The 25,599-nt window shown below is 40.8% G+C and carries 20 protein-coding genes; 15 read left to right on the top strand and 5 right to left on the bottom strand.

Annotation, left to right across the window (positions count from 1 at the left end; all coding sequences use genetic code 11):
- Nucleotides 1–21: 21 nt before the first annotated feature.
- Complete coding sequence (locus JOC78_RS12485) at nt 22–1,083, bottom strand: LacI family DNA-binding transcriptional regulator (RefSeq protein ID WP_204556397.1); 1,062 nt, start codon at nt 1,081–1,083, stop codon at nt 22–24.
- Nucleotides 1,084–1,649: 566 nt separating this feature from the next.
- On the opposite strand from JOC78_RS12485, the gene JOC78_RS12490 reads away from it, so the two are divergent.
- The 4 genes from JOC78_RS12490 to JOC78_RS12505 all read left to right on the top strand — a co-directional run bounded on the left by JOC78_RS12490 (nt 1,650) and on the right by JOC78_RS12505 (nt 6,706).
- On the top strand, nt 1,650–3,299 hold the full coding sequence (locus JOC78_RS12490) for a PTS transporter subunit IIBC (RefSeq protein WP_204556398.1): 1,650 nt from the start codon (nt 1,650–1,652) through the stop codon (nt 3,297–3,299).
- Between the two features lie 3 nt (nt 3,300–3,302).
- Nucleotides 3,303–4,094: an endonuclease/exonuclease/phosphatase family protein gene (locus tag JOC78_RS12495; protein WP_204556399.1), complete on the top strand. Its 792-nt coding sequence runs from the start codon at nt 3,303–3,305 to the stop codon at nt 4,092–4,094.
- Between the two features lie 309 nt (nt 4,095–4,403).
- Nucleotides 4,404–4,853 (top strand): C40 family peptidase, encoded by a 450-nt coding sequence (locus JOC78_RS12500; RefSeq protein ID WP_420829938.1) that lies wholly within the window; start codon nt 4,404–4,406, stop codon nt 4,851–4,853.
- Between the two features lie 143 nt (nt 4,854–4,996).
- Nucleotides 4,997–6,706, top strand: a complete 1,710-nt coding sequence (locus tag JOC78_RS12505; RefSeq protein ID WP_204556400.1) for a methyl-accepting chemotaxis protein — start codon at nt 4,997–4,999, stop codon at nt 6,704–6,706.
- Between the two features lie 33 nt (nt 6,707–6,739).
- On the opposite strand, the gene JOC78_RS12510 is transcribed toward JOC78_RS12505, so the two are convergent.
- Both JOC78_RS12510 and JOC78_RS17740 read right to left on the bottom strand, forming a co-directional pair.
- The gene (locus JOC78_RS12510) at nt 6,740–8,065 is read right to left on the bottom strand and encodes a hemolysin family protein (RefSeq protein ID WP_204556401.1); all 1,326 of its coding nucleotides are present in this window, start codon (nt 8,063–8,065) and stop codon (nt 6,740–6,742) included.
- 176 nt (nt 8,066–8,241) lie between these two features.
- Nucleotides 8,242–9,282, bottom strand: a complete 1,041-nt coding sequence (locus tag JOC78_RS17740; protein WP_204556407.1) for an STAS domain-containing protein — start codon at nt 9,280–9,282, stop codon at nt 8,242–8,244.
- Between the two features lie 176 nt (nt 9,283–9,458).
- Here JOC78_RS17740 and JOC78_RS12520 point away from each other — a divergent pair, with 176 nt between their 5' ends.
- The 3 genes from JOC78_RS12520 to JOC78_RS12530 all read left to right on the top strand — a co-directional run bounded on the left by JOC78_RS12520 (nt 9,459) and on the right by JOC78_RS12530 (nt 13,796).
- On the top strand, nt 9,459–11,015 hold the full coding sequence (locus tag JOC78_RS12520) for an ABC-F family ATP-binding cassette domain-containing protein (RefSeq protein ID WP_204556408.1): 1,557 nt from the start codon (nt 9,459–9,461) through the stop codon (nt 11,013–11,015).
- A 17-nt stretch (nt 11,016–11,032) separates the two neighbouring features.
- A complete protein-coding gene (locus JOC78_RS12525) occupies nt 11,033–11,689 on the top strand; it encodes a Dph6-related ATP pyrophosphatase (RefSeq protein WP_204556409.1) in 657 nt (218 codons plus the stop codon).
- Nucleotides 11,690–11,849: 160 nt separating this feature from the next.
- Entirely contained in the window at nt 11,850–13,796 is a 1,947-nt protein-coding gene (locus JOC78_RS12530) for an MASE3 domain-containing protein (RefSeq protein WP_204556413.1), read from the top strand.
- Between the two features lie 111 nt (nt 13,797–13,907).
- Here JOC78_RS12530 and JOC78_RS12535 read toward each other — a convergent pair whose 3' ends face one another.
- Nucleotides 13,908–15,044 (bottom strand): DEAD/DEAH box helicase, encoded by a 1,137-nt coding sequence (locus JOC78_RS12535; protein WP_204556415.1) that lies wholly within the window; start codon nt 15,042–15,044, stop codon nt 13,908–13,910.
- A 279-nt stretch (nt 15,045–15,323) separates the two neighbouring features.
- Between JOC78_RS12535 and JOC78_RS12540 the strand changes: the two genes are divergently transcribed.
- The gene (locus tag JOC78_RS12540; protein WP_204556417.1) at nt 15,324–17,840 is read left to right on the top strand and encodes an EAL domain-containing protein; all 2,517 of its coding nucleotides are present in this window, start codon (nt 15,324–15,326) and stop codon (nt 17,838–17,840) included.
- A gap of 59 nt (nt 17,841–17,899) precedes the next feature.
- Here the strand turns inward: JOC78_RS12540 and JOC78_RS12545 are convergent, their stop codons facing one another.
- Complete coding sequence (locus tag JOC78_RS12545) at nt 17,900–18,364, bottom strand: general stress protein (protein ID WP_204556419.1); 465 nt, start codon at nt 18,362–18,364, stop codon at nt 17,900–17,902.
- Nucleotides 18,365–18,521: 157 nt separating this feature from the next.
- Between JOC78_RS12545 and JOC78_RS12550 the strand changes: the two genes are divergently transcribed.
- From JOC78_RS12550 to JOC78_RS12580, 7 genes are all read left to right on the top strand, one after another.
- Complete coding sequence (locus JOC78_RS12550; protein WP_204556422.1) at nt 18,522–18,740, top strand: hypothetical protein; 219 nt, start codon at nt 18,522–18,524, stop codon at nt 18,738–18,740.
- 96 nt (nt 18,741–18,836) lie between these two features.
- Entirely contained in the window at nt 18,837–20,609 is a 1,773-nt protein-coding gene (locus JOC78_RS12555) for a GAF domain-containing protein (protein ID WP_204556424.1), read from the top strand.
- A 138-nt stretch (nt 20,610–20,747) separates the two neighbouring features.
- Nucleotides 20,748–21,176 carry a hypothetical protein gene (locus tag JOC78_RS12560; protein ID WP_204556426.1) on the top strand — a complete coding sequence of 143 codons (429 nt, stop codon included), beginning with the start codon at nt 20,748–20,750 and terminating at the stop codon, nt 21,174–21,176.
- 16 nt (nt 21,177–21,192) lie between these two features.
- The gene (locus JOC78_RS12565) at nt 21,193–22,662 is read left to right on the top strand and encodes a sodium:solute symporter family protein (RefSeq protein WP_204556427.1); all 1,470 of its coding nucleotides are present in this window, start codon (nt 21,193–21,195) and stop codon (nt 22,660–22,662) included.
- Nucleotides 22,663–22,692: 30 nt separating this feature from the next.
- On the top strand, nt 22,693–23,421 hold the full coding sequence (locus tag JOC78_RS12570) for a (Fe-S)-binding protein (RefSeq protein WP_204556428.1): 729 nt from the start codon (nt 22,693–22,695) through the stop codon (nt 23,419–23,421).
- Nucleotides 23,418–24,845: a LutB/LldF family L-lactate oxidation iron-sulfur protein gene (locus JOC78_RS12575; RefSeq protein WP_204556429.1), complete on the top strand. Its 1,428-nt coding sequence runs from the start codon at nt 23,418–23,420 to the stop codon at nt 24,843–24,845. Before JOC78_RS12570 ends, JOC78_RS12575 begins: the two co-directional genes overlap by 4 nt.
- Entirely contained in the window at nt 24,838–25,512 is a 675-nt protein-coding gene (locus JOC78_RS12580; RefSeq protein ID WP_204556430.1) for a LutC/YkgG family protein, read from the top strand. Before JOC78_RS12575 ends, JOC78_RS12580 begins: the two co-directional genes overlap by 8 nt.
- The last annotated feature ends 87 nt before the right edge of the window (nt 25,513–25,599 follow it).

A 25,599-nucleotide genomic window follows, 5' to 3' on the forward strand; every position in this document is an offset into this window, starting at 1 on the left:
CAGCCCCTTCTTTATAAACTTCTATCTGCTCTCTCGTTCATCTAATTTTGTTACAGCCATCATATCATGAAGCGGCTTGCAGGAACTTCTTTCAATCAATTGATGGGGAACAATTAATCGTTTCACCGGCTCGTTGGAATCATTGAGCCTTTCAATTAAACATTTAGTCGCCTGATACCCAAGCTGAAAGATTTGAATATCCACAGTCGTGAGTGGCGGGTTCGACATTTCTGTCAGCAAAATGTTATTAAATGCCACTAAAGAGACATGGGCGGGAACCACGAGACCCAGTTCATGGAGCATATTCAGCATGCCAAATGCCAAGAGATCATCCATTGCTATAATGGCCGTTGGCCGATGCGTAAGGCTCATTAGCTGGGCGACTGCTTCCCTACCGCCTGCCTGCAATGATTTCTCCGACACAATATAATCTTTCATGACGGCTAATCCCGCAGACTCGATGGCAGCTTTATACCCTTTCACACGATCCATCGTCACGACAAGATCTGTTGCACCGCCCACAAAAGCAATTCTCCGGTGCCCTAATTGAATGAGATACTCTGTCACCATTTGAGCAGCGGCAAAATTATTCGTATCCACATGCGTAATTTCATCTATGTGTTCACAAGGCTTTCCGACCACAGCGAAAGGAAATTGTTTTTTCCTCAAAAAGTTGGTTACACGGTCATTGATTCGGGAATAAAGCAGAATGAAACCGTCGACTCTTCTGCCCTGAACCATGCCAACTACACTTTCATAAATCTCTTGCTCCGTCTCACCCGTCGAAATATTTAAGGCATATTGCTGTTCATGAGCCATTTTACTAATACCTCGGATCACTTCCGGGAAAAATGGGTTTTGAAAAACTTTATCGGTTGAATCTGGCATAACCAATCCGATCGTTTGAGTCTTTTTGCCAGCTAAACTTCTCGCTTGGAAATTCGGATGGTATCCAAGCTCTTTCATAGCCTTTTTTACTTTTAATGCAGTGGCTTCACTAATTCTGGGATTATTAGCGATAACGCGCGAAACAGTAGAGGGCGCGACATTTGCAAGTTTAGCTACATCTTTAATCGTTACCATTGGCTCCCCTCCTTTTTTACCATCTTAAAAAGAGGCCGCTCATTCGTACTTCGTTTATTTCTTCTGCGTTCATGTTTAAACGAGCACATTTATAGAGACATCTTCTTTTATTTAACTATCTTTGGTTATACGTTAGCTGTCAATGATTATTTGCTTGGCTAAATCCCCGCTAATATAGATTGTTAATAGTTGATCACAAAATTGCAAACCATAAGAAAGGCTTTATTCATTTCAATATATTTTGCTTCTATAGCTGCATTCATGCGCATCTGTTCTATTTATGACCTTCTTTGACTCGGTGACCTTTCATTTTTTCAGAATATACGATAGTTCAGCAAGATACTTTTTTGCAAGCGGTTGCACAAGTGATCATTAATTTGATCATCTTCCCCCACTTTTAAGTTAAAATAGATAAATTTAGTAAGTAACTTGTGACTAATTATGAAATTTTTTAAGAAATGATTGAATTATGTAAGCGGTTTTAATACAATAAGTTATGCAAGCGGTTGCACCAAAACTATTACTAATTATAGATTAAATATTTCCCTATTTAGGAGGAAACGATCATGAAGAAAATGGTCTCATTCGACTTTTGGCAAAAGCTAGGTAAAGCTTTACTAGTAGTTGTAGCTGTTATGCCTGCAGCTGGTATTATGATTTCACTCGGTAAGCTTGTTGGCATGTCCGGTGCGGATATCACAGTGATCCAAACGATCGCTCGAGTAATGGAAGATATCGGCTGGGCAATCATTGTCAACCTTCACATTTTATTCGCTGTCGCAATCGGCGGTTCGTGGGCTAAAGAACGAGCAGGCGGTGCATTCGCAGCCTTGCTTTCTTTCATTTTGATTAACCGTATCACCGGTGCTTTATTTGGGGTCAGCGGAGATATGCTGGCAGATCCAAAAGCAACTGTACCTTCTCTTTTAGGCAGTGACCTAATTGTAAAAGATTACTTCACCTCTGTTCTTGGCGCACCTGCTCTAAACATGGGTGTATTCGTGGGAATTATTTCAGGTTTCCTAGGCGCGGTACTATTCAACAAATACTATAACTATGATAAATTGCCGCAATCACTTTCATTCTTTAATGGAAAACGATTTGTACCTTTCGTTGTTATTCTTTGGTCAACAGTAGCAGCCATTGGTCTTTCTCTTGTATGGCCTTTCATCCAAGGCGCACTGAATGATTTCGGTAAGTGGATTGCCACTTCCAGAAACACAGCGCCAATTATTGCTCCGTTCATTTTCGGTACACTTGAGCGTCTATTGTTGCCATTCGGCTTGCACCACATGCTGACAGTTCCAATCAACTATACGGAGCTTGGCGGAACATACACCATTTTAACTGGAACAAGCGCAGGCAACGTTGTATCAGGACAAGATCCATTATGGCTTGCTTGGGTGGCTGACTTAAACAACTTGCTTGCGGCAGGAGACATGACAGCTTACAACCAATTATTGAATGATGTCACACCTGCCCGCTTTAAAGTCGGACAAATGATTCTTTCATCTGCGGCCCTGCTTGGTGCAGCACTGGCCATGTACCGCAATGTAGATCCAGATAAGAAAACACGTTATAAATCCATGTTTTTCTCTGCTGGACTGGCTGTATTCTTAACAGGGGTAACTGAGCCGATTGAATTTATGTTCATGTTTGTTGCACCTGTTTTATATGTCGTTTACGCTATATTAACAGGACTTGCCTTTGCGGCGGCTGATATCATTGATTTGCGTGTTCACTCTTTCGGTTTGATTGAATTATTAACACGTGCACCAATGACGGTAAAAGCTGGACTGACTCAAGATTTAATTAACTTTGTCTTAACTTGCTTAGCATTCTTTGGTTTAAACTTCGCTGTTTTCAGTGTATTAATTAAAAAGTTAAACCTTCCAACACCAGGACGCGCAGGAAATTATATTGAAGAAAACGAAGCACCAGCTGCTGGCGGTGAAGCTGGGCAATCGGCTAGCGGCAACCCTCAAGCGGAAAAAATCATCGGCCTTCTTGGCGGTGCTGAAAACATTGAAGATGTGGATGCCTGCATGACTCGCCTTCGCGTCACAGTCAAAGATATTTCTAAGGTAGCGGCTGAAGATCAATGGAAAGAAACCGGCGCGATCGGATTAGTCTTAAAAGACAAAGGAGTTCAAGCGATTTACGGTCCTAAAGCTGACGTAATCAAGTCTAACGTTCAAGACGCACTGGGAGTGTAAACGATGAAACTTTTAACATTAAATTGCCACTCGTGGCTCGAAGAAAATCAGCTGGATAAAATGCGGATATTAGCTGAAACGATTAAAGAAAAATCCTATGATGTCATTGCCCTTCAGGAAGTGAACCAGTCACTTTCAGAAGACGTTCTCTATGATGGAATACGCAAAGACAATTTTGCTCTTCTTCTGATTCAAGCACTGCAAAAAATGGGCGTGCTCGACTATCAAATGCATTGGGACTTCAGCCATATCGGCTACGACCGCTTTGAAGAAGGACTTGCTCTATTAACGAAGCATCCCGTTCAATCAAAAACTTCTTTCTTCGTTTCTAATAGCAACGACACAAATTATTGGAAAACGAGAAAAATCGTCAAAGCCACGATCCGGTACAACAATCAATGGATTGATTGTTATAGCTGTCATCTAGGCTGGTGGAAAGATGAAGAGGAGCCAGTGGATCACCAAATTGATCAGCTAAATGCCCATATTGACAATAGCCGACTTTCCTTCTTGCTTGGTGATTTTAATAACCATGCGGATATTGAAGGAGAAGGGTACTCTTACCTCCTGCAGAAAGGTTGGTATGATACGTACCAATTAGCAGAAGAAAAAGATCAAGGGTCCACAATTAAAGGAAAAATCGACGGCTGGGAAAAGAACGCTGACGGATTAAGAATCGATCTTATATTAGCTAATCGCCCCCTTGCGACAAAGAGTTCATCCGTCATCTTTAATGGAAACAACAAGCCGATCATTTCCGATCATTACGGTGTCGAAATTAAATGTACAATCTAATAATAAGAAGAAGCCGACATTATTTAACTGTCGGCTTCTTCTTTTATTCTATCTTTCCAAATTCATAACCTGACATTATAACGAGGTAAAAACGACTATATTTCACCGGATATCCCCGATTTTCTACAGAATATATGCGTTTATCCCTCTCAAAAACTACAAAACTAGAACTTTTGTAACATTCTTGTAACATGATTAATAAATAAATGTAACCTAATATTCGCTAACTTTCTGATATATTTATCCCATGAGAAAAATTTACCAAAATAAGATGCTTTTAGTAGCGGAAGGGTAACCGAGGTGAATCAAGTGAAAAAAATGGTGAAAGTATTACTATGTTCTTTTTTATTAAGCATTAGCTTTTTATTACCTGTTCAATCAGCAGATGCAGCTTACTCAGCAGATAATATTATCGCAGAAGCAAAAAAACACATAGGAACTCCTTATAAATGGGGCGGAACTACACCTAAAGGCTTTGATTGTTCCGGTTTTATGGTTTATACCCATAAACAAAATGGCGTAAACCTACCTAGAACAGCCGCTCAAATGTATAAACAAGGTACAGCGGTAGCAAAAAAAGACATGCAGCCAGGAGATTTAATCTTTTTTACTACATATAAAAAAGGCGCTTCACACGTAGGTATTTACTTAGGAGACAATCAATTCATTCACTCGGCTTCTAAAGGCGTCAACATTGATAAAGTAAGCAATTCTTATTGGACAAAAAGATATATTGGAACTAAGCGTATTGCGAAATAAAAAACGGCTGCAGCCGTTTTTTTTATTTTGTAGAAAATTTTTCAATTTTTTTCACCTTTTCACTAGTAATATATGATTAAATCATAGTAGAGATTGTTCGTTCGAAAAGGACTTTCTATGCACTTAATAAGGAGTGACTTTAGTTGAAACGTACCCTAACATGGCACCTGGGAGTAATTATAGTTGGAATTATCATCGCCTCCCTTTTCATTACTTCCATCGCCACCTATAAGACTGCTTACGATAAAATTTATGACGCAGCTGGAGTAGAAGCATATGGCTGCGCAAATATTACCACTGGCCTGCTTGCACCTGAAGATGTCGAAAAAATGCTTAATGGTGATCGCTCCGTTTCTCAAAAAGTCGGCAGTCAGCTAAATTGGACAACCGACCATAAATCGATCTTTAATACACAATACATCTTAGATTTAGACGGCAACCTGCTGGCACTTGATAAAAATTTACAAGACAAAGGGTTTTCTCCTGGAGATTCGTTCGCTGTGGATCAAAAAGCGATCGATATGCTTTTAAAAATGAAGCATCCTACCTATTCAGAAATCTATGAATTCGGCGGCATGGAAAGACTATCTGGCTATGCCCCTATCTATCGTGATCACGACTCATCTAAAGAAATTGTTGCCATTAGCGTCATTGATTTTGACGGCAATATTGTCGCTGAACGTACATGGGATGTCGTGAAGAACGGAATCCTTTGGGGAATTATCCCAATGATCCTAGCCTCTATCATTACGATTCTTCTCATTAGAAGAAAAACGAAACCAATCTCAGATCTTATTGAGCATGCGAAACAAGTAGCAGACGGCAACTTAGACGTGCCTGAGATCAAAGTAAATGCAAAAGATGAAATAGGTGATTTAGCTGCGACACTAAACACAATGACAGCTAATTTCAGAGATATTATCAGTACATTAAAGGCTACATCTGGACAGCTAACAAAAAATGCTTATGATACATCGGCATCATTAGATGAGATTAAAACATCTATGCAGCAAGTGACAATCAGCATTGGCCAAGTCGCTTCTTCTATTGCGACCGGCACAACCAATGCTGAAAAATCATCTGATATTCTCGAAAGCCTTGCCACTTCCATTCATTCAGCTAAGGAAAAAGCCGACCAAAATGTCACAAATTCAGAAAATACGATGACAACAGCTGAACATGGAAAAGTGAAAGTCAATGAGATTGCTGTAGATATGAACAAAATCAAAACATCAGCGAAAGAAACAGAGGAAACGATTCAAGAGCTTCATGCATCCACAGCACAGATCCAAAATATTACAGGAACGATCTCGGCTATCGCGGATCAAACGAATCTATTAGCCTTAAATGCCTCTATTGAAGCGGCCCGTGCAGGTGAACATGGAAAAGGTTTCGCAGTTGTAGCAGAAGAAGTTAGAAAACTCGCGGAACAATCTAGTGAAGAAGTGCTTGAAGTCGAAAAGCTCGTAAAACATATTACTTCTAGCATCCAGCAAGTCGTGAATGCGATGCGGTCAAGCAGTCAATTAGTCGAACAAGGTACACAGACAGTTGCGCTGACGGATCAGGCACTTCGAGATATCTCGCAAGCAGTCATGAATACAGTCGAAGAAATCAAAGCGATCTCTGCCTTAATTAATGAAGAGTCCGAAAGCTCGAATCACATTGTTGCTCTCGTCAATCAATTGGCTCTTTCAATTGCGCAAATGGCGGCTACGAGCCAAGAAGTATCTTCTGCCACAGAAGAAACCTCAATGGCGATAGAAGACATTGCACATCGCTCAACAGAAACTAGCAAAATGGCTGAGCAGCTTAACTCCATTGTTAATAAATTTAAAGTAAGCAACGAATAAATAGCCTGCTAAAAAGGATTAAGCATCTATCGCTTAATCCTTTTTTATCTCTTCTTCTTCAATTTGTTTGCTTCTTACAACTTCAATTGAATGAATATGGTGCCCGTCCACATCCCGAATAATAAATTGGTATCCTTCATGCTCAATCATATCATTAAGTTCTACGTCAATTTGCTGCGTTAAAAACCAGCCGCCGATTGTGTCTACCTCTTCATCTGATAAATCTGTTCCAAGCAAGTCATTCACTTCTGTGATCAGAACTCTTGCACTTAATAAGTAATGGTTTTCGCCTAGCCTTTGCACTTCTGGCTTTTCATCCGTGTCGAATTCATCACGGATTTCACCCACAATCTCTTCTAAGATGTCTTCCACCGTTACAAGACCCGACGTTCCTCCGTATTCATCAAGTAAAATGGCCATGTGAATACGCTCCTTTTGCATCTTCAACAGTAAATCGTGAATAGGGATAGTTTCAATGACGCGAATTGTCGGTTTAATAAATTGCTGCAATGGTCTCGGGCCATACTTTTCATCATTTAGGTAATAGGCAAGAATTTCCTTGATATTGACCATTCCAATAATATTATCTTTATCACCATCATCCACAGGATAGCGGGTATACTTTACATTCTTCAAGACTTCCTTCATTTCTTCCCAAGGTGTATCTTGAGATAATGTCATCATGTCCGTTCGAGGGACCATGATCTCTTTCGCAATCCGTTCATCAAATTCAAAGATTCGATCGACGTATTTATATTCTGATTGATTGATTTCTCCCTTTGCATAGCTTTCTGAAAGAATAATGCGCAGTTCTTCCTCTGAATGGGCAGCCTCATGCTCAGAAGCCGGTTTTAAACCGAACAGGCCTGTAAATAATCGGGCTGATCCATTTAATGCCCAAATAAACGGATACATCACTCGGTAAAACAAAATCAGCGGCTTTGAAAGAAGCAATGTCAGCCGTTCTGCTTTTTGAATGGCCAGCGTTTTTGGAGCAAGCTCACCGACTACTACATGAAGAAACGTGATCACAGAAAAAGCAATCACAAACGATAAAATATTCGATAAACCAGCAGCTACACCAAAACGTTCAAATAAAGGATGAAGCAGCCGCTCAACAGTCGGTTCCCCAAGCCACCCTAGTCCTAAAGAAGTTAATGTAATTCCCAACTGACAAGCTGATAAATACTCATCAATATTGGTAATTACTTTTTGTGCAGCCATTGCTTGTTTATTTCCTTCAGCCACTAGCTGATTAATTCGTGACATTCTCACTTTAACAATAGCGAACTCGGAAGCCACAAAAAAAGCGGTCAGTGCTATTAATAATGCAACTAGCAATAAGTTTGTAATAATCAAGGACACGAGGAGAATGAATTAGATCCGTCTCCCCTCTCACCTCCCGCGCAGAATGTATTATTCTACTCTTACCCAACCATGGGGAGGTTATAACAAAGTCCTCGTTTTTTTCACTATGGCATCTGTTTGATCGTCACCCAGCAAGGCAGTCCACTGTTATTCACCAGTTCACCCTATTAAGAAAGGGATTGCCCCTCTGCACTTGTTAATTGCAGCCCCTCTATAGCCAATGCATAATGCACACCATGCTTTAAGGTGGCAAAACATTTCAGTTCGTTCAAATAAATGCTTTTTTCAGTTAGCTGCAGACTTAATTCTGCAGAAATTCCCACTACAATCGGCACTGCTCCAATTAATGTGATTGCCTGAGTCACTTTTTCAATTAAACCAATAACAAAGTCATCCATCGCGTTTATTCCAGTTACGTCAAGAATAAGAATATTCGCCTTTTGATCCACAATCCCTTGAAGAGCAGTTTCAAGCAATTCATTTGCCCTGCCTTCATCAAATTTCCCGATTAGTGGCACAACGAGAATTCCGTCTAGTACAGGAATGATCGGCGTAGAAAGTTCTTTCACCAAGTTCTCAAGTTCCATGGTTCGGTCTTCTACCATTGCTTCTAGCTGTAAGATTGCTGACTTTTCTTTTTGCCTTGCCAAGTCGTGAATATTCCCTTTGGGCGTGATATCTGAAGGAGAGAACTCAATCACTGTTTTGTCATCCCCCCATGCTTTACTCTCTACAATTTTATACCAAATATTTGTTTTAAAAAGTCCGCTTAGCACGCCCGACCAATGGCCTGCAAGAAAACTTCCCGGTTCCTTCTTCCCTTGTGCCTGAACAACTTTTTCTTCCCAGTCGTTGCTGATGCAAATCTTCGCTTTCTTCTCTTCAGGGCAAACAGCGAGAATTTCTGTTACACCCCACCCCGCATTAATGTACACACTCGGCAGCATTTCTAAAATCTGATCAAGCTCTCCCATCTGTGTTTCATAAAATTCACTGACAATTTTCCCCGTCCGATAGCCCGCCGTTTCCATCACAATTCGCGCAGCATCTTCTCCTGTCACTTCTTCAATTGAATCAAGAAACGTTTTAAATGCAGATTTCACCCAGAATAGCACCGCATCATCACCTTCAAACTGAAACAGCCCTTCTGTTCTATCCCAATAAAATTCAGATTGATCAACCTTTATTGTATATTCATCATTTTTCACTAAGTTCCACTCCTGCCTATACGTCTAGGATTATAATTATTTATATTTTATTAACCTTTTGCCCATATTCCAAGCAATACATTCTGTTAACCCGTATTTCCCCATTTCTTTCTAGAAGATTTCTATTGTAGAATAGAGGAAGTGATAACTAAACCAACACATGAGAGGAATTATATATGAGTATTTTAACTGTAAAAGACTTAAGCCATGGATTTGGTGACCGGGCCATATTTAATAATGTATCGTTCCGGCTGTTAAAAGGCGAACACATTGGTTTAATCGGGGCAAACGGAGAAGGAAAATCAACATTTATGAATATTGTCACCGGGCAGCTGCAGCCTGATGAAGGAAAAGTAGAATGGTCAAAGAATGTCCGGGTCGGTTATTTAGACCAGCATGCAGTGTTAGAAAAGGGCATGACCATACGTGATGTCTTGCGAACAGCTTTTCAATATTTATTTGATATGGAAGCAGAAATGAATCAGCTGTTTGACAAAATGGGCGAAGCCTCTCCTGAAGAACTGGAAGAGCTTTTAGAAGAGACAGGAACCATTCAAGATGTGCTAACGAACAATGATTTTTATATCATTGATGCGAAAGTAGAAGAAATCGCCCGCGGACTCGGTCTTGATGAAATTGGTCTTGATCGCGATGTTCATGATTTAAGCGGCGGACAGCGAACGAAGATTTTACTCGCTAAATTATTGCTTGAAAAACCTGATATTCTTCTATTGGATGAGCCGACGAACTACTTGGATGAGCAGCATATCGAATGGCTAAAACGCTATCTGCTTGAATATGAAAATGCCTTTATTCTCATTTCACATGACATTCCTTTCTTAAACAGTGTCGTGAACTTGATCTACCATATGGAGAATCAAGAGCTGAACCGCTACGCTGGCTCCTATGAAGAGTTCTTAAAAGTGTATGAAATGAAAAAGCAGCAGCTTGAAGCCGCCTACAAGAAACAGCAGCAGGAAATCGCAGGATTAAAGGATTTCGTTGCTAGAAATAAAGCGCGGGTATCTACTCGAAACATGGCGATGTCCAGACAGAAAAAGCTTGATAAGATGGAGATCATTGAGCTGGCGCAAGAACGCCCAAAACCTGAATTCCATTTTAAAAAGGCACGCACATCTGGAAAATTGATTTTTGAAACGAAGGATTTAGTCATTGGTTATGATGAACCACTATCAAGACCTCTGAACCTGCGTATGGAACGCGGACAAAAGGTGACTCTAACCGGGGCAAATGGTATTGGAAAAACTACCTTGCTCCGCAGTATCCTTGGCGAAATCAAACCTGTGTCTGGAGAAGTGGAACGAGGAGAGCATTTATTCACGGGCTACTTCGAACAAGAAATGAAGTCTACTAACTCCAATACATGTATTGAAGAGGTGTGGTCTGAATTCCCTTCTTTCACACAGTATGAAGTCCGAGCCGCCCTTGCTAAATGTGGTCTGACGACGAAGCATATCGAAAGCAAAGTTGAAGTCTTGAGCGGAGGAGAGAAGGCCAAGGTTCGCCTTTGCAAACTTATTAATAATGAAACGAACCTGTTAGTTCTTGACGAGCCGACGAACCACTTGGATATTGACGCCAAAGAAGAATTAAAACGCGCGCTTAAAGAATATAAAGGCAGCATAATATTGATCTCACATGAACCTGAGTTTTATCAAGAAGTAGCAACAGACATTTGGAATTGCGAGTCTTGGACGACAAAAGTGTTTTAAGAGTCAGGAGTGATTGGATGAAAAAACGAATAGCCCTTTCCTGGAGCGGCGGCAAGGACAGCTGTATGGCTCTCGACTTGTTGAAGAAACAAGGGTATGAAGTGGCCTGCTTACTCACCACCGTTCCAAAAGAAATTGGCCGTACATTTGGCCATGGAGAACGGACGGATTTTATCGAGAAGCAAAGCGAAGCATTAAGCATTCCTCTTCACTTTGTTCATTGTACGTTTGAAGACTACACAGATGCCTTTAAACATGATTTAATCCAACTTAAGGATCAGTTAGAGCTAAGTGCTATAGCTTTTGGTGACATATATTTAGATGGTCACCGCGAGTGGGGCCAAGCAGTCGCTGATTCTGTTGGATTAGACGCTCTTTATCCGCTTTGGAGCACAGAAGAAGACAGCATTCGTTTGTTAGAGAAATTTGTTCACTCTGGCTATAAAGCAGTCGTCATCCGAGTAACAAATGATTTCTTAGATGAGTCATGGCTTGGGCGATTATTAGATGAGACATTTCTAACAGACATTCAGCAGCAGCCAGTATGCCCCATGGGTGAACACGGTGAGTTTCATACATTCGTATATGACGGGCCCTTGTTTCAACACCCGATAGAATGGGAGAAAGGCAGCACACTGATACTTGAGACAAGTAAAAGACTAGAGATAGAATAATTGAATAGTATTCTAGAAGAGACTGCTTAAGCAGTCTCTTTCTTTATATCCCTTCACCCTTATCATTTGACATAGATTTTCCCTATTTGCTATGTCATACTAAATATTAAATATATTTCAATACAACTTAACATCAAATTGAGAGTAAATGAGGGAAGTTATGAACTTTATACAAAGCCGCGATGAAAAAAAAGCCATCATATATATACTCTTTTCTTTATGTATGTTTATATTTTTTGCAAATTTCGTTTCATTTTTTTCATTTTTGTATGAACCTTACAAAGAAAATTTCTTAACCCTTCACCTCATTTTTGAGTTTATAAGTATTATCGTCTCCATCATTATAGCTAGTCATGGATGGGTAGCTTTTAACCACACACTTTCAACTAATAGATTAATATTTTCAAGCGTATTTGTCAGCGTTGGCTTATTTGATCTTATGCATACAGTTGCTTATAAAGGGATGCCGTATTTTATAGTAGAAAGCTCTACTACTACAGCCACATGGTTTTGGGTTCTTGCTAGACTATCAGAAGCAGCGGTATTTGCTTATGTCGTTTTCTTGCCCGAGAAAACGAAAAACGATTTGTCGAACCGCTGGAAAATGTACCTCTTTTTCTTTTTGTTTGCCATTTTAATTTCTGCCGCCGTTTTTTTATATGCAGACAGCTGGCCAACGCTTATTGATAACGGGCATCCTACTTTATTAAAGAACAGCTTCGAGTATTTATTTATATTCATACATGCACTAGTCCTTTTAAAGGGATTTAATATTTACTTAAAAACCAACAAGTGCGAGTATTTACTTGTCATTTTATCTTCTTTTTCACTAATCCTATCCTCATGGATGTTTACAAGCTATGAATCAATAGACGAGTACCGTTCTCTAGCCGGCCATTTATTTAAAGTTTTAGGTTATTATTTTCTTGTACGAATTATTTTCAAGATTAATATTGAATACCCTTATAGACGGCTTAAAGAGTACAGTGAACGAAACAAATTGTTGCTAGAGAGTGTAGCTGAAGGAATTTACGGACTCGATCGTGAAGGAAGAACGATTTTTATTAATAAGTCTGCTCTTGATATGCTCGGTTATACAGAGGAGGAATTGATGGGCAACAACCTGCACCATCTCATTCACTACAAAAAAGCCGATGGTTCCACTAACCCTTTAGATGAGTGTCCTGTTTTTCTTACGGGTCAAGATGGAGAAATGAGAACAGACTCTAGCTCGATATTTTGGCGCAAAAACGGAACAAGCTTTCCAGTAGAATTGGCGATACGTGCACTAAAGGAGAACGACAACATTATCGGTACTGTTACTACCTTCTCCGACTTGACGGAAACACTAAAATTTAGACAGCTTGAGCTTGAGAAAAAAGCGGTTGACGCCGAATTAGAAGCAGCCGCCATTGTACAAAGATCGTTATTGCCGAAGTTTAACAATCTCCCTAACGGAGTGGATATAGGAGCTATTAACATTCCTTATAAAAAGTTAAGCGGAGACTTCTATAAAGTTGTTCATCAAAAAAATCAATTAGTATTTGGAGTGGCAGATATCTGCGGGAAAGGCGTACCGGCAGCGATCGAAATGGCCATGATGACCTACTCGATGGAAAAGTTTGATCATTTAATTGACCAGCCGCATCATATCTTGCGCAATTTAAACCGTTTTGCCTTTACATATATGGGAGATTCTTCTTTCGTCACGATTTTTCTTGGAAATTATGACACGTCTACCTCTGTCTTCTCTTATTGTAATGGCGGACATGAGCCCGGTCTTCTCTATAAAAAAGCGACGAATCAATTTCTTGAGCTCACTACCAACAACCCTATTCTTGGGATTGTTAAAGAATCAAGATATGAAACTAATTACGTGAAGATAGAGCCAGGAGACATTTTACTGCTCTATACAGATGGATTGACAGAGAATCGCCAGAAAGACTGGTCAGATGATAACCAGCTGCTGCGTAAACTACTGTTAGAAGCCGATCATCAATTGACAGCCCAAGAACTTGCGGAGCAGCTTCATGATCAACTAAATAGAATATCCGGCCGCTCTGTTATGGATGATCAAACCTTGCTTGTATTTAAGAAACTAGTGTAGGCGCATGAATCACTCATGCGCCTTTTCCCTATTCATTTCTTGAAATAAAATTCCCTAAGAAAAAAGCGAGATGGATTGTATCAATTATCCATCTCGCTAAACTAGTATGAATCAGTTAGCTTCCACCGGCTGACCCTTGTAGAATTCTTTTTTCTCAAGCTTAATGCCTAAATCACGGGCAAGCCTCTTTAAATCCCGCTCTTCTCTTTCAGTTACAAGAGCAATCACCGTTCCTTCTGCTCCTGATCGTCCTGTGCGTCCCGCGCGGTGAGTATACTGCGTAACATCCTTCGGCAAATCAAAATGAAGCACATGAGTCAATCCTTTGATGTCCAACCCCCGTGCTGCTACGTCTGTAGCAAAAAGCAGCGGCAATGACCCGTCCCGGAAACGACGCAGCGCACTTTCTCTCTCCTGCTTATTCAATTCACTATGCAGCATGCCATTCGCAAATCCCTTGAATTCAAGCTTAGATGCGAACGCGCCAACATTCCCGATATCGTTGATGAAAGCGAGAACACGTTCAGGATTATATCCGCGCATGATCCGTTCTACCATTAAATTTTTGTCTCGGCGATCACATACAAAGTAATGATGCTCGACTTTTGAAGCAGGCATGTCTTCTTTCCCCACTTTAATGACGTCAGGTTCCTTCATTAAACTCTTTGCCAGATCTTCTGTTTTAGGCGGCAATGTCGCAGAAAACAAAACCATTTGACGGTCCTTCATTGTCGATTTCACGATAGCTTCTAGGTTTTTCATATGCTCAGGCACCAGCAGCTGATCTCCTTCATCGAGCACAATTAATTTCACTTCATGCATTTTCAGCTTCTTCATTTGGATAAGTTCTTGAATTCTGCCAGGTGTTCCAGCTACCACCTGCGGCTGTTTCTTTAGTCTTTCAATCTGCCTTTTAATGTTGGCTCCCCCGATAAGTGAGGCACTTGTAATGCTGCCTCCGCCCCAAACGCGAATCTCATCGGAAATTTGCATGACTAGTTCCCTCGAAGAAGCAAGCACGATCGCCTGCAGATTTTTTTTGGCGGGATCTATCTTTTCTAGTAGCGGTAATAAATAAGCCAATGTTTTGCCAGTACCTGTCGGGGATTCAGCCAATAGGTCTTTTCCTTCTAAAATAGGAGGAATCGCTTTTTGTTGAATCGCTGTCGGTTCATTAAAATTCGCCTTTTCCCATGATTCCTGCAAAAACGTCTTCATTGTCTGAAGTATTGGAAATGAATTAGTCATAAAAACTCCTTTTATCTTAAACAGCTCTGCTGTCATTATTCTACCCTTCATTATGGAAAACTTTTAAAGAATGTGCAACGTTTTAACAAAATTTAAGACCTGACTTCTTTTCTGCATATTTATTGAAATCTTGTATTTTTATCATTTCTAATAAAATGAATTGACACCTTAATCCTTTTATACTATTTTATAGTAAATAACTGTAACTCCGGCTAATTTTATTGGTTTTCAACGTGTTTATAGTTAATAAACATGTATTTTATGTATAGGAGCCTGATTATGAAAAATAAACCGGAATTTCGTTTAGCTGCCATATTAGCTCTAGGTTTACTATCCATCCTTCTTATTCAATTTTCTCAATCTCTTCATACAAGCATGTTTAACATAAATACGCAAACGTTTTTATCCCTTCATCAGCTGCTTGAGCTGTTTAGCGTCTCTATTGCATTTGCCGCCATTGCTCAAGGCTGGATGATTCTCCCTAGCACTGTTACACGCTACCGCTCGTCCATAGCAGCTGTATTTTTAGCAGTTGTCCTATTTACCATTTTCCATATATTAACTTTAACCAGCACATCTTTATCAATCAATGATTCTGTACAGCAGGCTGCCTGGTTATCGCTCATCGCAAGGTTTACCTTTGCTGGTGCTCTTTTCTTTATTTTCTTAAAGCCTGATCGAAATCATACGCAAAAAAGCCGAAATTCCATCTTTCTGTGGTCAGCAGCCTATGCCGTCACTCTGAGCTTGATTTTATCATTCTTTAAAGACCACCTGCCTTTATTGCTCACAGAAAACGGCCAGTCAACCGCTTTAAAAATTGGCTTTGAATATTTAATCAGTTTCATTTTACTTGGCACCTTTACGCTGTTATTGAATAAATACCGGCTCACCTCTCGTCTTGAATGGCTTACTTTAATGGCGGCTCTTGGATTTAGTCTTTATAGCGAAGCCTTGCTGATTTTCACTCAAAATGGATTTAGCTATGTATACCTACTTAGCCATCTGTTTAAAATGATCAGTTATTATTTCTTGCTAAAAGGAATTTACCTATCCACGATTGAGAAGGCGGCTAAAGAACAATCTACTACTCAAAAAGCGCTCGAAGAAAGCCAAAAGCGCTTACATACAATCGTTAATACAGTTCCAACCGGCATCACTATTACTGACTGCAATGGCAGCCCTTTATTCATCAATTCTGCGGCAGAAAAGATTTTAGGGATTACCCATGAAGAGTTTATGAATCGCAACATCACGAATCGGATTTGGGATTTAAAAACCGTGAATGGTGAAGATTTCCCTGAGGATCAGCACACATTTATTCAAGTGATGAATACAGGAAAGCCTGTAACTGGCGTATTGTGTAAATTAAATCATCCGCATGGAGAAGAAATTATCCTCTCTGTTAATTCAGCTCCTATGTACAACGAAAATAACGAACTGACCCAAGTGATTAATTCAATCACTGACCTTACAACGAAGATGAAGGCTATTGAAAGAGTCAACCACTTGGCTTTTCACGATCACTTAACCGGATTGCCTAACCGTCACTTCTTTTACGAACAAGTGGAAGAAAGGTTAAGCGGTGCGCAGCCCTTTGCGATTGTGTTCTTAAATATTAACCGCTTTAAAAATGTAAACGATTCGTTAGGTACAGCCATTGGAGACTTATTCTTAAAAAACATCTCTTTAAGACTGCAGTCATTCTCTTTAAAATATGAACTCTCCGCTGCCAGAATTAATGGAGATGAATTTGCCTTATTATCTTCAATTACAAACATTGATGAATTAAAGAAAATAGCTCATGACGCTGCCAAGTATTTAAATGAACCTATGGTGGCTAAGGGATTTACTTTCCATATTACAGCTTCAATTGGAATTTCTGTCGTATCTAATGAAATATCCAGCGTGGAAGAAATGATGAAACAAGCAGCCATTGCGATGAAAGAAGGACGAAAATATGGAAAAACAGTGTCCGTCTATCATCCAGATATGAATAAAGAACTTTATGAAACCATACGAATGGAACATGATCTGCATAGAGCGCTTGAGAAGAATGAATTTACTTTGCATTTTCAGCCGCAGGCAGATATTCGCACTGGAAAATATATTGGCGCGGAAGCTTTAATTCGCTGGAATCACTCCAAGCACGGGCTCATTTCCCCCGCTAAGTTTATTCCTTTAGCTGAAGAAACCGGTTTAATTGTACCAATTGGCAAATGGGTCATTCAGGAGGCATGCAAACAATTAAAAGCGTGGATTGATAAGGGACTTCCTGCTATCAAGATTTCGGTCAATTTATCCCTCCGGCAATTCTTTCAAGAAGACCTGGCAGATACCATTGCTGCAAGCTTGAAAGAGAGCGGACTTCCTCCGCATTATTTAGAGTTAGAAATCACAGAAAGTATGACACTGGATGTGGAAAGAACCATCTCTGTTTTACATGAGTTAAAGGCACTTGGTGTAAGAATCGCTGTGGACGACTTCGGTACCGGTTACAGCTCATTAAGCTACCTTCACCAATTTCCAATTGATCAATTAAAAATTGATCAGTCCTTTATTCGCAATTTATCCGCCCAAAAAAGCAATCAGGCGATCGTAGAAACCATTATTTCTATGGGCAGGCATTTAGGGCTTGAGTTGATCGCGGAAGGCGTGGAAACAAAAAATCAGTTAGAATTCCTGCAGAAATGCAAGTGTCATCAAATTCAGGGATATTATGTAAGCAAGCCGCTCCCAGCCGAGGAACTAGAAAGACTGGTTCGCACAGGTGAAAATATGGCCATTAAAATATAAATGAAACGAAAGAGGGTGTTCCAAAGTCTAAACTTTTGGAACACCCTCTTTTGGTTCTATTATAAATGACGGCTGCGATCCACCAGAACTAACATTTTTCCTTCTTTTACTTCTGTATTATAGTGTTCGGCATCCTCTTCTGGAATACCTAAACCGACCAATGCACCTGTTAAGCCACCTGCTCCGGCCCCTGCTGCTGCTCCAGTTAAGCCAGCCACGATCGGTCCAGCCGCAATAATTGGCCCAATCCCCGGAATCGCGAGCGCTCCGGCTCCTGCTGCTATACCGGCCAAACCGCCTAGAACTCCGCCGGTCGCAGCTCCTGCTGCTGCTCCTTCTTCCGCTTTTGTATCCGTTGTTTCTTCTACATAATCAACTTCTTCTCGTTCTTTACTTACAATTGAAATTTCATCAGAAGTAAAACCTTGGCGCTTTAGATCTTCAATAGCCGCAACCGCTTCATTTTGGTTGTCATAAATTCCGACTACTTGTTTTTCATGATTATTATCATCAAAGTTAAACATATTCTAAAGCCCTCCTATAATTTGAATATGTCTTTACTTTTCCCAATATCAATTCATTCAAACATCCCTGTCCATGTTTAATCTTTTCCAGGAATAGGTATAGTAATGAAAAGATATAAACGATCCATACTATGAGAACAAATCAAACCTTGAGGTGATGAATGTGAGTAAAGATAATAAAAAGCCTTTAAAACAAGGAAAAATGGACAATCCAGATCAAATGGATACAGAAAAAGAAAGCTTATATGATCAATTTGAAAGCGAACAAAACGTAGACTCCATTCCATTAGAAGATTTAAAACAAGAACAGCGTGAAGAAAAAGATAAACACGGTACAAAAGATTCTTCTTCTAGCGAAAAGAAATTTCCCGGCTAAATGTACTCCCGCAGATTGCGGGGGTTATTTTTTTACCCTTTACCCTATGATCTTTCCGTTATAATGGTAAAAAAGAAAGATAAAGGATGGTTCATCATGAGTTCTGAGAAGCAATTGCTTAGTTTAATTAATGCTGCCCAAGTATTAACCTCCACCCTAGATTTAAATAAAGTCCTTGATCAATTGATAACAGAAGTTCTTCAAGTCATTGCTGGAGCAGATGCTGGTGTTTTCTTTAAATACGAGCCTAAGTTCGATAAATTAATAGCAGAAAATGCGATTGGGTATAACATGGATTTCTTAGGAAAGATTCAGCTGTCTCCCAATGAAGCGATGACTGGAAAAACCTTCACCTCTAAACAAGCCACCATATTTGACTCAAAAATGGATACGGAAAAAAACATGTTAAACCTCTATCCCGAACACATGGATTATTATGAAAAGTCTCTCGGAAAACTCATGTTTCCAGCGAGTGCTATTTGTGCTCCGCTGCTGACGAAAGAAGATAGTTGCATCGGTATTTTAACCATTGTCAGTTTCAATGAGGCAGTTAGATTTACTACTAGAGATTTACAACTGTTAGAGACCTTTGCCCGCCAAGCCGTGATCGCCATAGAAAACGCAAGGCTATTCTCTCAAACAGAACGTGCCCAAAAGATTATTTCCGAACTTTCTCAAGTTTCCCTATCTCAAAAAGGGTTACCCGATATTACAGTAACCCTTTCAAGACTTGTTGGAAAAGATATCTGTGTGTTCGATGAGTTCTCTGATTTAATCTGCTCTAGTTCAGCCGAAGCACAATCTAATGTTCAGATGGTTAAACAAATTGCTCCTGATTTTTTTAAGGAAAACGTGACAGAACGGCATGTGATCCATTCTATTAAGGTCGATGGGATCTGCCAGTCTATATACTTTTTCCCGATTCATGCAAACGACAGCCAAATCGGATTATTGACAGTCTTTACTCCAAACAACGAAGACCTTGATCCACTAGATCTGTTTGCCATTGAACAGGCAAATATGATATTCGCTTTAGAAATTACGAATCAGGAACGATTTATCTCAGAACATTTTAAATACGAAGGCTATTTATTAGAGAAACTTACTCAATCACGCTTTGCTGATATCTCACCTAAGCAGCGTTTAAAAATGGGGATCTTAAAAAATAACCATTATATCTCCGCTTATATTCAATTGATTGACCCCTTTACTAGCTTTGAAAATTTGTCCGTAAAGAAACAGCAATTTAGCCGGCTGTTTTATCGCCACATCCAATCCTTTGACCACAAAGTATTGGTGCTTGAAGATAATTTTGAAATATCGCTCCTGTTTATCGCTCCGCAAAAAATGGACGAAAAAGAATGGCTGAATGCGATTCAGAGTTTTCTGGAAGAATTGCTGACCCAGTCTCACCAGCGGAGTTTGTTTGATTTCTATGCAGGAATCGGAAGTGTTTTCTCTTCCATTGAGCAAATTACTCAATCTTTACAAGATGCGAAAAGCTGCGTTCAATATTTACAAACTTCACACGGCAAAGAATCGATTATGAGTTATAAAAAGCTGGGACTTTATCGTCTGTTTTTAGCTCATAGCCGAGAAGAGCTGGGCTATTATGTCGAGCAAACCGCAGGACGGCTTATTGCTTATGATGCCGAGCAAGGGACTGAATTGGTTCAAACACTAAAGATATACCTGGAGTGCAACCAGAATATTACAAGGGCTGCTGAAGAAAGCTTTGTTCACCTGAATACGATCAAGTATCGCCTGCAAACAGCAAAGAAGCTTTTGAATAAACAAGAATTGACTGGCAAGGATCTTTTTGAGCTTCAGCTGGGAATCTATATGCACGAATATTTAAGCACACTTTGAATATGTACAAAACAGACAAAGCCGAACACTTGGCTTTGTCTGTTTTTGATATATCTATTTTTATCAGAATATTCTATACTTCATTAAAGAATTGCGGCAGTTTCATGCCAGCCGCTTACATTTAGGGAGGGGAAAACAATGGATGCACAAAGTAAAGGTATGGCAGCTTTGTTATTCATTATTACAGTCATGATTACGGGGATGATGTTAAGTTCATGGCGAATCATTATTTATTCATATTTAGCAGCAATGGGGGTCATATTGGCAATTAGCCTTGCTTCTTATATTCAGAAAAATAAGTCTTTTATATTATTTCCCGTATTTATTACCGGACTATTTTATGGATTATTTATTTTAGCTGATGCCTATGGGCTTGGTTCAGAAACAGCTGGTGGAAGCAGTACGTCTTACCTTTTCGGTTTAGTGCCGACTACTGCGGTATTTCTGTATGGGATCGCTTCGATGATCTTAATTGTTCCGCTCTTATACGCTATTAATCATAGGAAGCAAGAATCTTCTCTTGATTTAGCTCATTATGAAGAAAAAAAATTGAGTAAAACCTCATGAAACAGGGTGAATAAACATGAATTCAACAATCATTTCAATTTTAATAGGCTATTTAATCATCTGTATCTTGATCGGTGTCTGGGCGACAAAGAAAACAAAGTCCAGCAGTGATTTTTATGTGGCCGGCAAAAGTCTCGGCATGTTCGTCATGGCGATTGCTGCCTTTTCCTCTGTTCAAAGCGGCGTTGGTATGGTCGGCGGAACCGCATTGACATTTGATAAGGGGTTAGGTTTTATCGCGGGTCCTTTAATTGGCGCGTCGATCGGTTTCGGCCTGACTTGGTTCTTAGTAGGAAGACGCGTATGGGAGCTTGGCGAGAAGGAAGAAATCTTCACGATGGGCGACATTGTCGGCACTCGTTATAAAAGCCGTGCAGCCCAAGGGTGGATGGGAGTTGCGGTCATTCTAGGCGTACTGGGCTATTTAGGTACTCAAGTTCAGGCACTTGGTGTGATTATGAATCTTACATTTGGCTTGTCCGTTAAAGAAGGCGCCATTATCGGATTAATCATTCTTGCTGTGTATGCCGTTGGTGGCGGAATGATTGCTGGCGTTTACACCGATGTGGTGCAAGGTGTCATGATGGTCGTCGTTTCAGTGATCGTCTTCTTCTATGCGCTAGATGCAGGCGGAGGGTTATTAAATATTACAAAAACCCTGCAGGAATCAGAGCCGTTAATGGCTTCTCCTACTGGACAATTCCCGCTTATAACGGTGATTTGCTGGTTCTTTATGATGAGTCTCGGAATGGCAGGACAGCCTCAGCTAGTGACAAAGTTCTTAATGCTTAAAGATTTAAAGCAGCTGAAATGGGGAGCTTTCACCTCTGGTGTCGCTTACTTAATCACGATTTTCCTAGTGCTTGGCATCGGTCTCGCTTCTGCTGCCTTATATGCACAGGGCAACTTCCCAGCAATTGGTTCACCAGATGATACGTTAATGACGTTTATTCTGAATTACACACACCCGGTCATTGCCGGTCTAGTCATATCTGGTTTGCTGGCCGCTATTATGTCTACAGGTGACAGTTTCGTTAACTTAGGTGCAGGAGCGGTAATTCGCGACATCCCTAAAGCATTTAATATTGAAGTGAAAAATGAACTTTTCTGGAGCCGGATTGCCGTGGTAGTTTTGCTTGTGGCCTCTGCGCTATTTGCCTTCTACATGAATACATTAGTCGGCTTGTTAGGCGTATTTGGCTTTGGTACATTTGCCGCTGCTATCTTCCCTTCTGTCGTGTTAGGACTGATTTGGGAGAAAGCCACCAAGCAAGCAGCCGTTGCGAGTATTGTGGTTGGTATTCTAAGCAATTTCGTTCTAGAAATCGGAGCGAAATACGGATTCCAGATGATCCCGCCAACTGTCGTTAATGGAGCCTTTGCTTTTGCTTTATCGCTTATTACATTTATCGTGATCTCGTTTTTGACTCAATCCAGACAGCCAGTTCTTACTCCTCATATGCAGAAAGTTATTAAAGGAATGTAGCCGTATCGACAACTTAGAAGGAGAGATTATATGAACGCTTCATTATTTATCACTTGCTTAGCTGATAACTTATATCCAAATGTAGGTGAAAGTGTCGTCAGAATACTACAGCGTCAGGGAGTCAGTGTTGACTTCCCTGATGGACAAACATGCTGCGGGCAGCCTGCCTTTAACAGCGGCTATGGAAAGGATGCCGAGAAAGTCGCCAAACATACGATTCAAGTGTTTGAAAACAGTGAGTATGTCGTGCTGCCTTCCGGCTCCTGCACCGGCATGATTCATCATTATTATCCTGAAATTTTTAAAGATGATCCCGTTTGGCGAAAGAAAGCAGATGAATTGATCGAGAGAACGTTTGAATTATCCCAGTTTCTGGTCAAAGTACTGAAAGTGGAAAACGTCGGAGCCACCCTCTCAAAAAAGGCCACCTTCCACCCTTCCTGCCACACGACTAGATTGCTTCATGTTAAAGAGGAACCTTTGATTCTCTTAAATAATGTCAATGGGCTTGAGCTGGTAGATCTTCCTTACAAAAAGGACTGCTGCGGCTTTGGCGGCACATTCGCTGTCAAAATGTCCGATATCTCTAAACAAATGGTCACCGAAAAAGCGCAGCACGTCCAATCCGTCGCTCCTGAAATTTTAATCGGTTCTGACATGGGCTGTTTAATGAATATCGGCGGCCGGATGAAGCAGCTTGGCTACCCTGTAGAGGTCATGCATATTGCTGAAGTCCTTGATCAGGGGGTAACAGTATGAGTATTTACGCAGAAGGAACGTTAAAGGAACGTGTCAAAAAAGAAATTCAAGACACCCATGCTAGACTTGCGGTAGCTAAAGCAACGGAAAAGCTTCAAAATGGCCGCTTAAACGCTGCGATGGAGATGGGCAATTGGGAAGAATGGCGAGAACGAGGCAGTGCGATTCGCAGCCACACCATTGCCCATTTAGATTATTATTTAGAACAGTTCACAAGCAATGTAGAAAAACAAGGCGGGAACGTTTATTTTGCTAAAGACGCAGAAGAAGCGCTCGCGTACGCGCTCAACATTTCCAAAAGTGTGAACGGAAAACATGCCGTGAAATCCAAATCCATGGTCACTGAGGAAATCAAGTTAAACGAAGCGCTGAATGAAATTGGTGTAGAAACGGTGGAAACGGATCTTGGCGAGTATATTCTTCAACTCGCGGGAGAACACCCCTCTCACCTTCTAGGCCCTGCCGTTCATAAAACTAAAGAGCAGGTAGCTGAATTATTTTCTAAAGAAGGCGGAAAGGAAATTCCTCCTGATCTGCAGGAGCTGGTCGGCTTCGCCCGCTCAGCTATTCGTGAAAAGTTCCTGCAAGCTGACATCGGCATAACCGGCTGTAACTTCGCCATCGCTGAAGAAGGAGCCGTCTCTCTGCTGACGAACGAAGGGAATGCACGGATGGTCACTACCCTTCCCGATACTCATATTGTATTTATGGGCATGGAACGAATCGTTCCTACGTGGGAAGACTTTGAGGTCGTTATCAATCTATTGCCGCGTGCCGGAACAGGCCAAAAGATTTCTTCCGGGGTGTCGATTTTAAAACCCGTGCAGCCCCATGAAAACGACGGACCTAAACAAATGCATGTCATCATTTTAGACAATGGTCGGTCGAAACAGCTTGGTGACCCTGATTTCCAGGAGATCCTCAACTGCATTCGCTGCGGTGCCTGCATTAATGTCTGCCCTGTGTACCGCCATGTCGGCGGACATTCCTATGGCTCTGTTTATAACGGTCCCATTGGCGCCGTGCTGACGCCGCTGTTGAACGAAGACTCAAAACAGGCCTCTGAATTATCTTATGCTTCGAGCCTTTGCGGGGCGTGTCATGAAGCCTGCCCTGTCCGAATTCCGCTTCATGATATGCTCGTTAAGCTGCGGCACCGAAACGTGGAAAATGGAGACGTTCCAGCACTGGAGAAATTAGCTTTTAATATGTACGGCAAGACATTCAGCTCACCAGCTCTTTACAACTCGGCCACTAAAGCAGGCCTCTTGATGCAAAAGCCGTTTACAAAAGATGGACATTTCAAGGAAAGCACCCCTTTTATGAAGGGCTGGACCAATTCAAGAGAATTTCCTGAAGTGCAAAAGTCATTCCGGGAACGCTGGAAGGAATCATTAGCTCATCAGGAGGGACAGCATGAATAAAGCAGATTTTTTCAACAATATTAAAGCAAGGCTTGGCAGAAATCACGAGCATCTCGCCATCGCTGATTATCCAAAAGGAGCGCCTGAATACTATACACAGCTATCCGGTTCTAAAGACGAACTGCTCAAAGAATTTACAGAAAACCTGGAAGCGGTTCACGGAAAGGTTTATCAAGCCCAGACGGCAGAAGACGTACAAAGCATTGTAGCGGAAATTATTCAAATCCATCAGGCGACTTCAGTTATTCGCTGGGATGACCCGGCTTTAGACCAAATGCAATTAGATCATTCGATTCGAGCGGCACAAGCAAACGTCCATATTTGGGATGCAGCCGCTGCTAAGCAAACAAACATTGATGTCGCTAAACACGCCGATATCGGCATCACAACAGCTGATTACGCCATTGCTAATACCGGTACGTCTGTACTAACTTACAGTGAAAAGAAAGGCCGGGCCGTCAGTCTGCTTCCTCCTGTACATGTGTTAGTTCTCAAGCAAGAACAGCTCGTGGCCCGGATGGGAGATATCTTTCATGACCTTCGTGAAAAAGAATTTTCCACTTTGCATTTCTTGACGGGACCTAGTAAAAGTGCGGATATAGAGCTTCAATTAACAACGGGTGTCCATGGACCGAAGCATGTATACGCGATTATGCAAATAGATTAAGATAAGAGAGGCATTCTACAGGATGCCTCTTTCTTATTAGGCGTTCTTCGTATTTTCCTATATACTTAATTTTACCGTTGCATTGGC

Source organism: Bacillus ectoiniformans (genome assembly GCF_016908875.1).
GTDB lineage: Bacteria > Bacillota > Bacilli > Bacillales > Domibacillaceae > Bacillus_BX > Bacillus_BX ectoiniformans.

What these genes read in the sequence shown, in the direction of transcription:
- JOC78_RS12485 (WP_204556397.1), bottom strand. Translation starts at nt 1,083, where the DNA reads ATGGTAACGATTAAAGATGTAGCTAAACTTGCAAATGTCGCGCCCTCT.
- JOC78_RS12490 (WP_204556398.1), top strand. Translation starts at nt 1,650, where the DNA reads ATGAAGAAAATGGTCTCATTCGACTTTTGGCAAAAGCTAGGTAAAGCT.
- JOC78_RS12495 (WP_204556399.1), top strand. Translation starts at nt 3,303, where the DNA reads ATGAAACTTTTAACATTAAATTGCCACTCGTGGCTCGAAGAAAATCAG.
- JOC78_RS12520 (WP_204556408.1), top strand. Translation starts at nt 9,459, where the DNA reads ATGAGTATTTTAACTGTAAAAGACTTAAGCCATGGATTTGGTGACCGG.
- JOC78_RS12525 (WP_204556409.1), top strand. Translation starts at nt 11,033, where the DNA reads ATGAAAAAACGAATAGCCCTTTCCTGGAGCGGCGGCAAGGACAGCTGT.
- JOC78_RS12530 (WP_204556413.1), top strand. Translation starts at nt 11,850, where the DNA reads ATGAACTTTATACAAAGCCGCGATGAAAAAAAAGCCATCATATATATA.
- JOC78_RS12535 (WP_204556415.1), bottom strand. Translation starts at nt 15,044, where the DNA reads ATGACTAATTCATTTCCAATACTTCAGACAATGAAGACGTTTTTGCAG.
- JOC78_RS12540 (WP_204556417.1), top strand. Translation starts at nt 15,324, where the DNA reads ATGAAAAATAAACCGGAATTTCGTTTAGCTGCCATATTAGCTCTAGGT.
- JOC78_RS12545 (WP_204556419.1), bottom strand. Translation starts at nt 18,364, where the DNA reads ATGTTTAACTTTGATGATAATAATCATGAAAAACAAGTAGTCGGAATT.
- JOC78_RS12550 (WP_204556422.1), top strand. Translation starts at nt 18,522, where the DNA reads ATGAATGTGAGTAAAGATAATAAAAAGCCTTTAAAACAAGGAAAAATG.
- JOC78_RS12555 (WP_204556424.1), top strand. Translation starts at nt 18,837, where the DNA reads ATGAGTTCTGAGAAGCAATTGCTTAGTTTAATTAATGCTGCCCAAGTA.
- JOC78_RS12560 (WP_204556426.1), top strand. Translation starts at nt 20,748, where the DNA reads ATGGATGCACAAAGTAAAGGTATGGCAGCTTTGTTATTCATTATTACA.
- JOC78_RS12565 (WP_204556427.1), top strand. Translation starts at nt 21,193, where the DNA reads ATGAATTCAACAATCATTTCAATTTTAATAGGCTATTTAATCATCTGT.
- JOC78_RS12570 (WP_204556428.1), top strand. Translation starts at nt 22,693, where the DNA reads ATGAACGCTTCATTATTTATCACTTGCTTAGCTGATAACTTATATCCA.
- JOC78_RS12575 (WP_204556429.1), top strand. Translation starts at nt 23,418, where the DNA reads ATGAGTATTTACGCAGAAGGAACGTTAAAGGAACGTGTCAAAAAAGAA.
- JOC78_RS12580 (WP_204556430.1), top strand. Translation starts at nt 24,838, where the DNA reads ATGAATAAAGCAGATTTTTTCAACAATATTAAAGCAAGGCTTGGCAGA.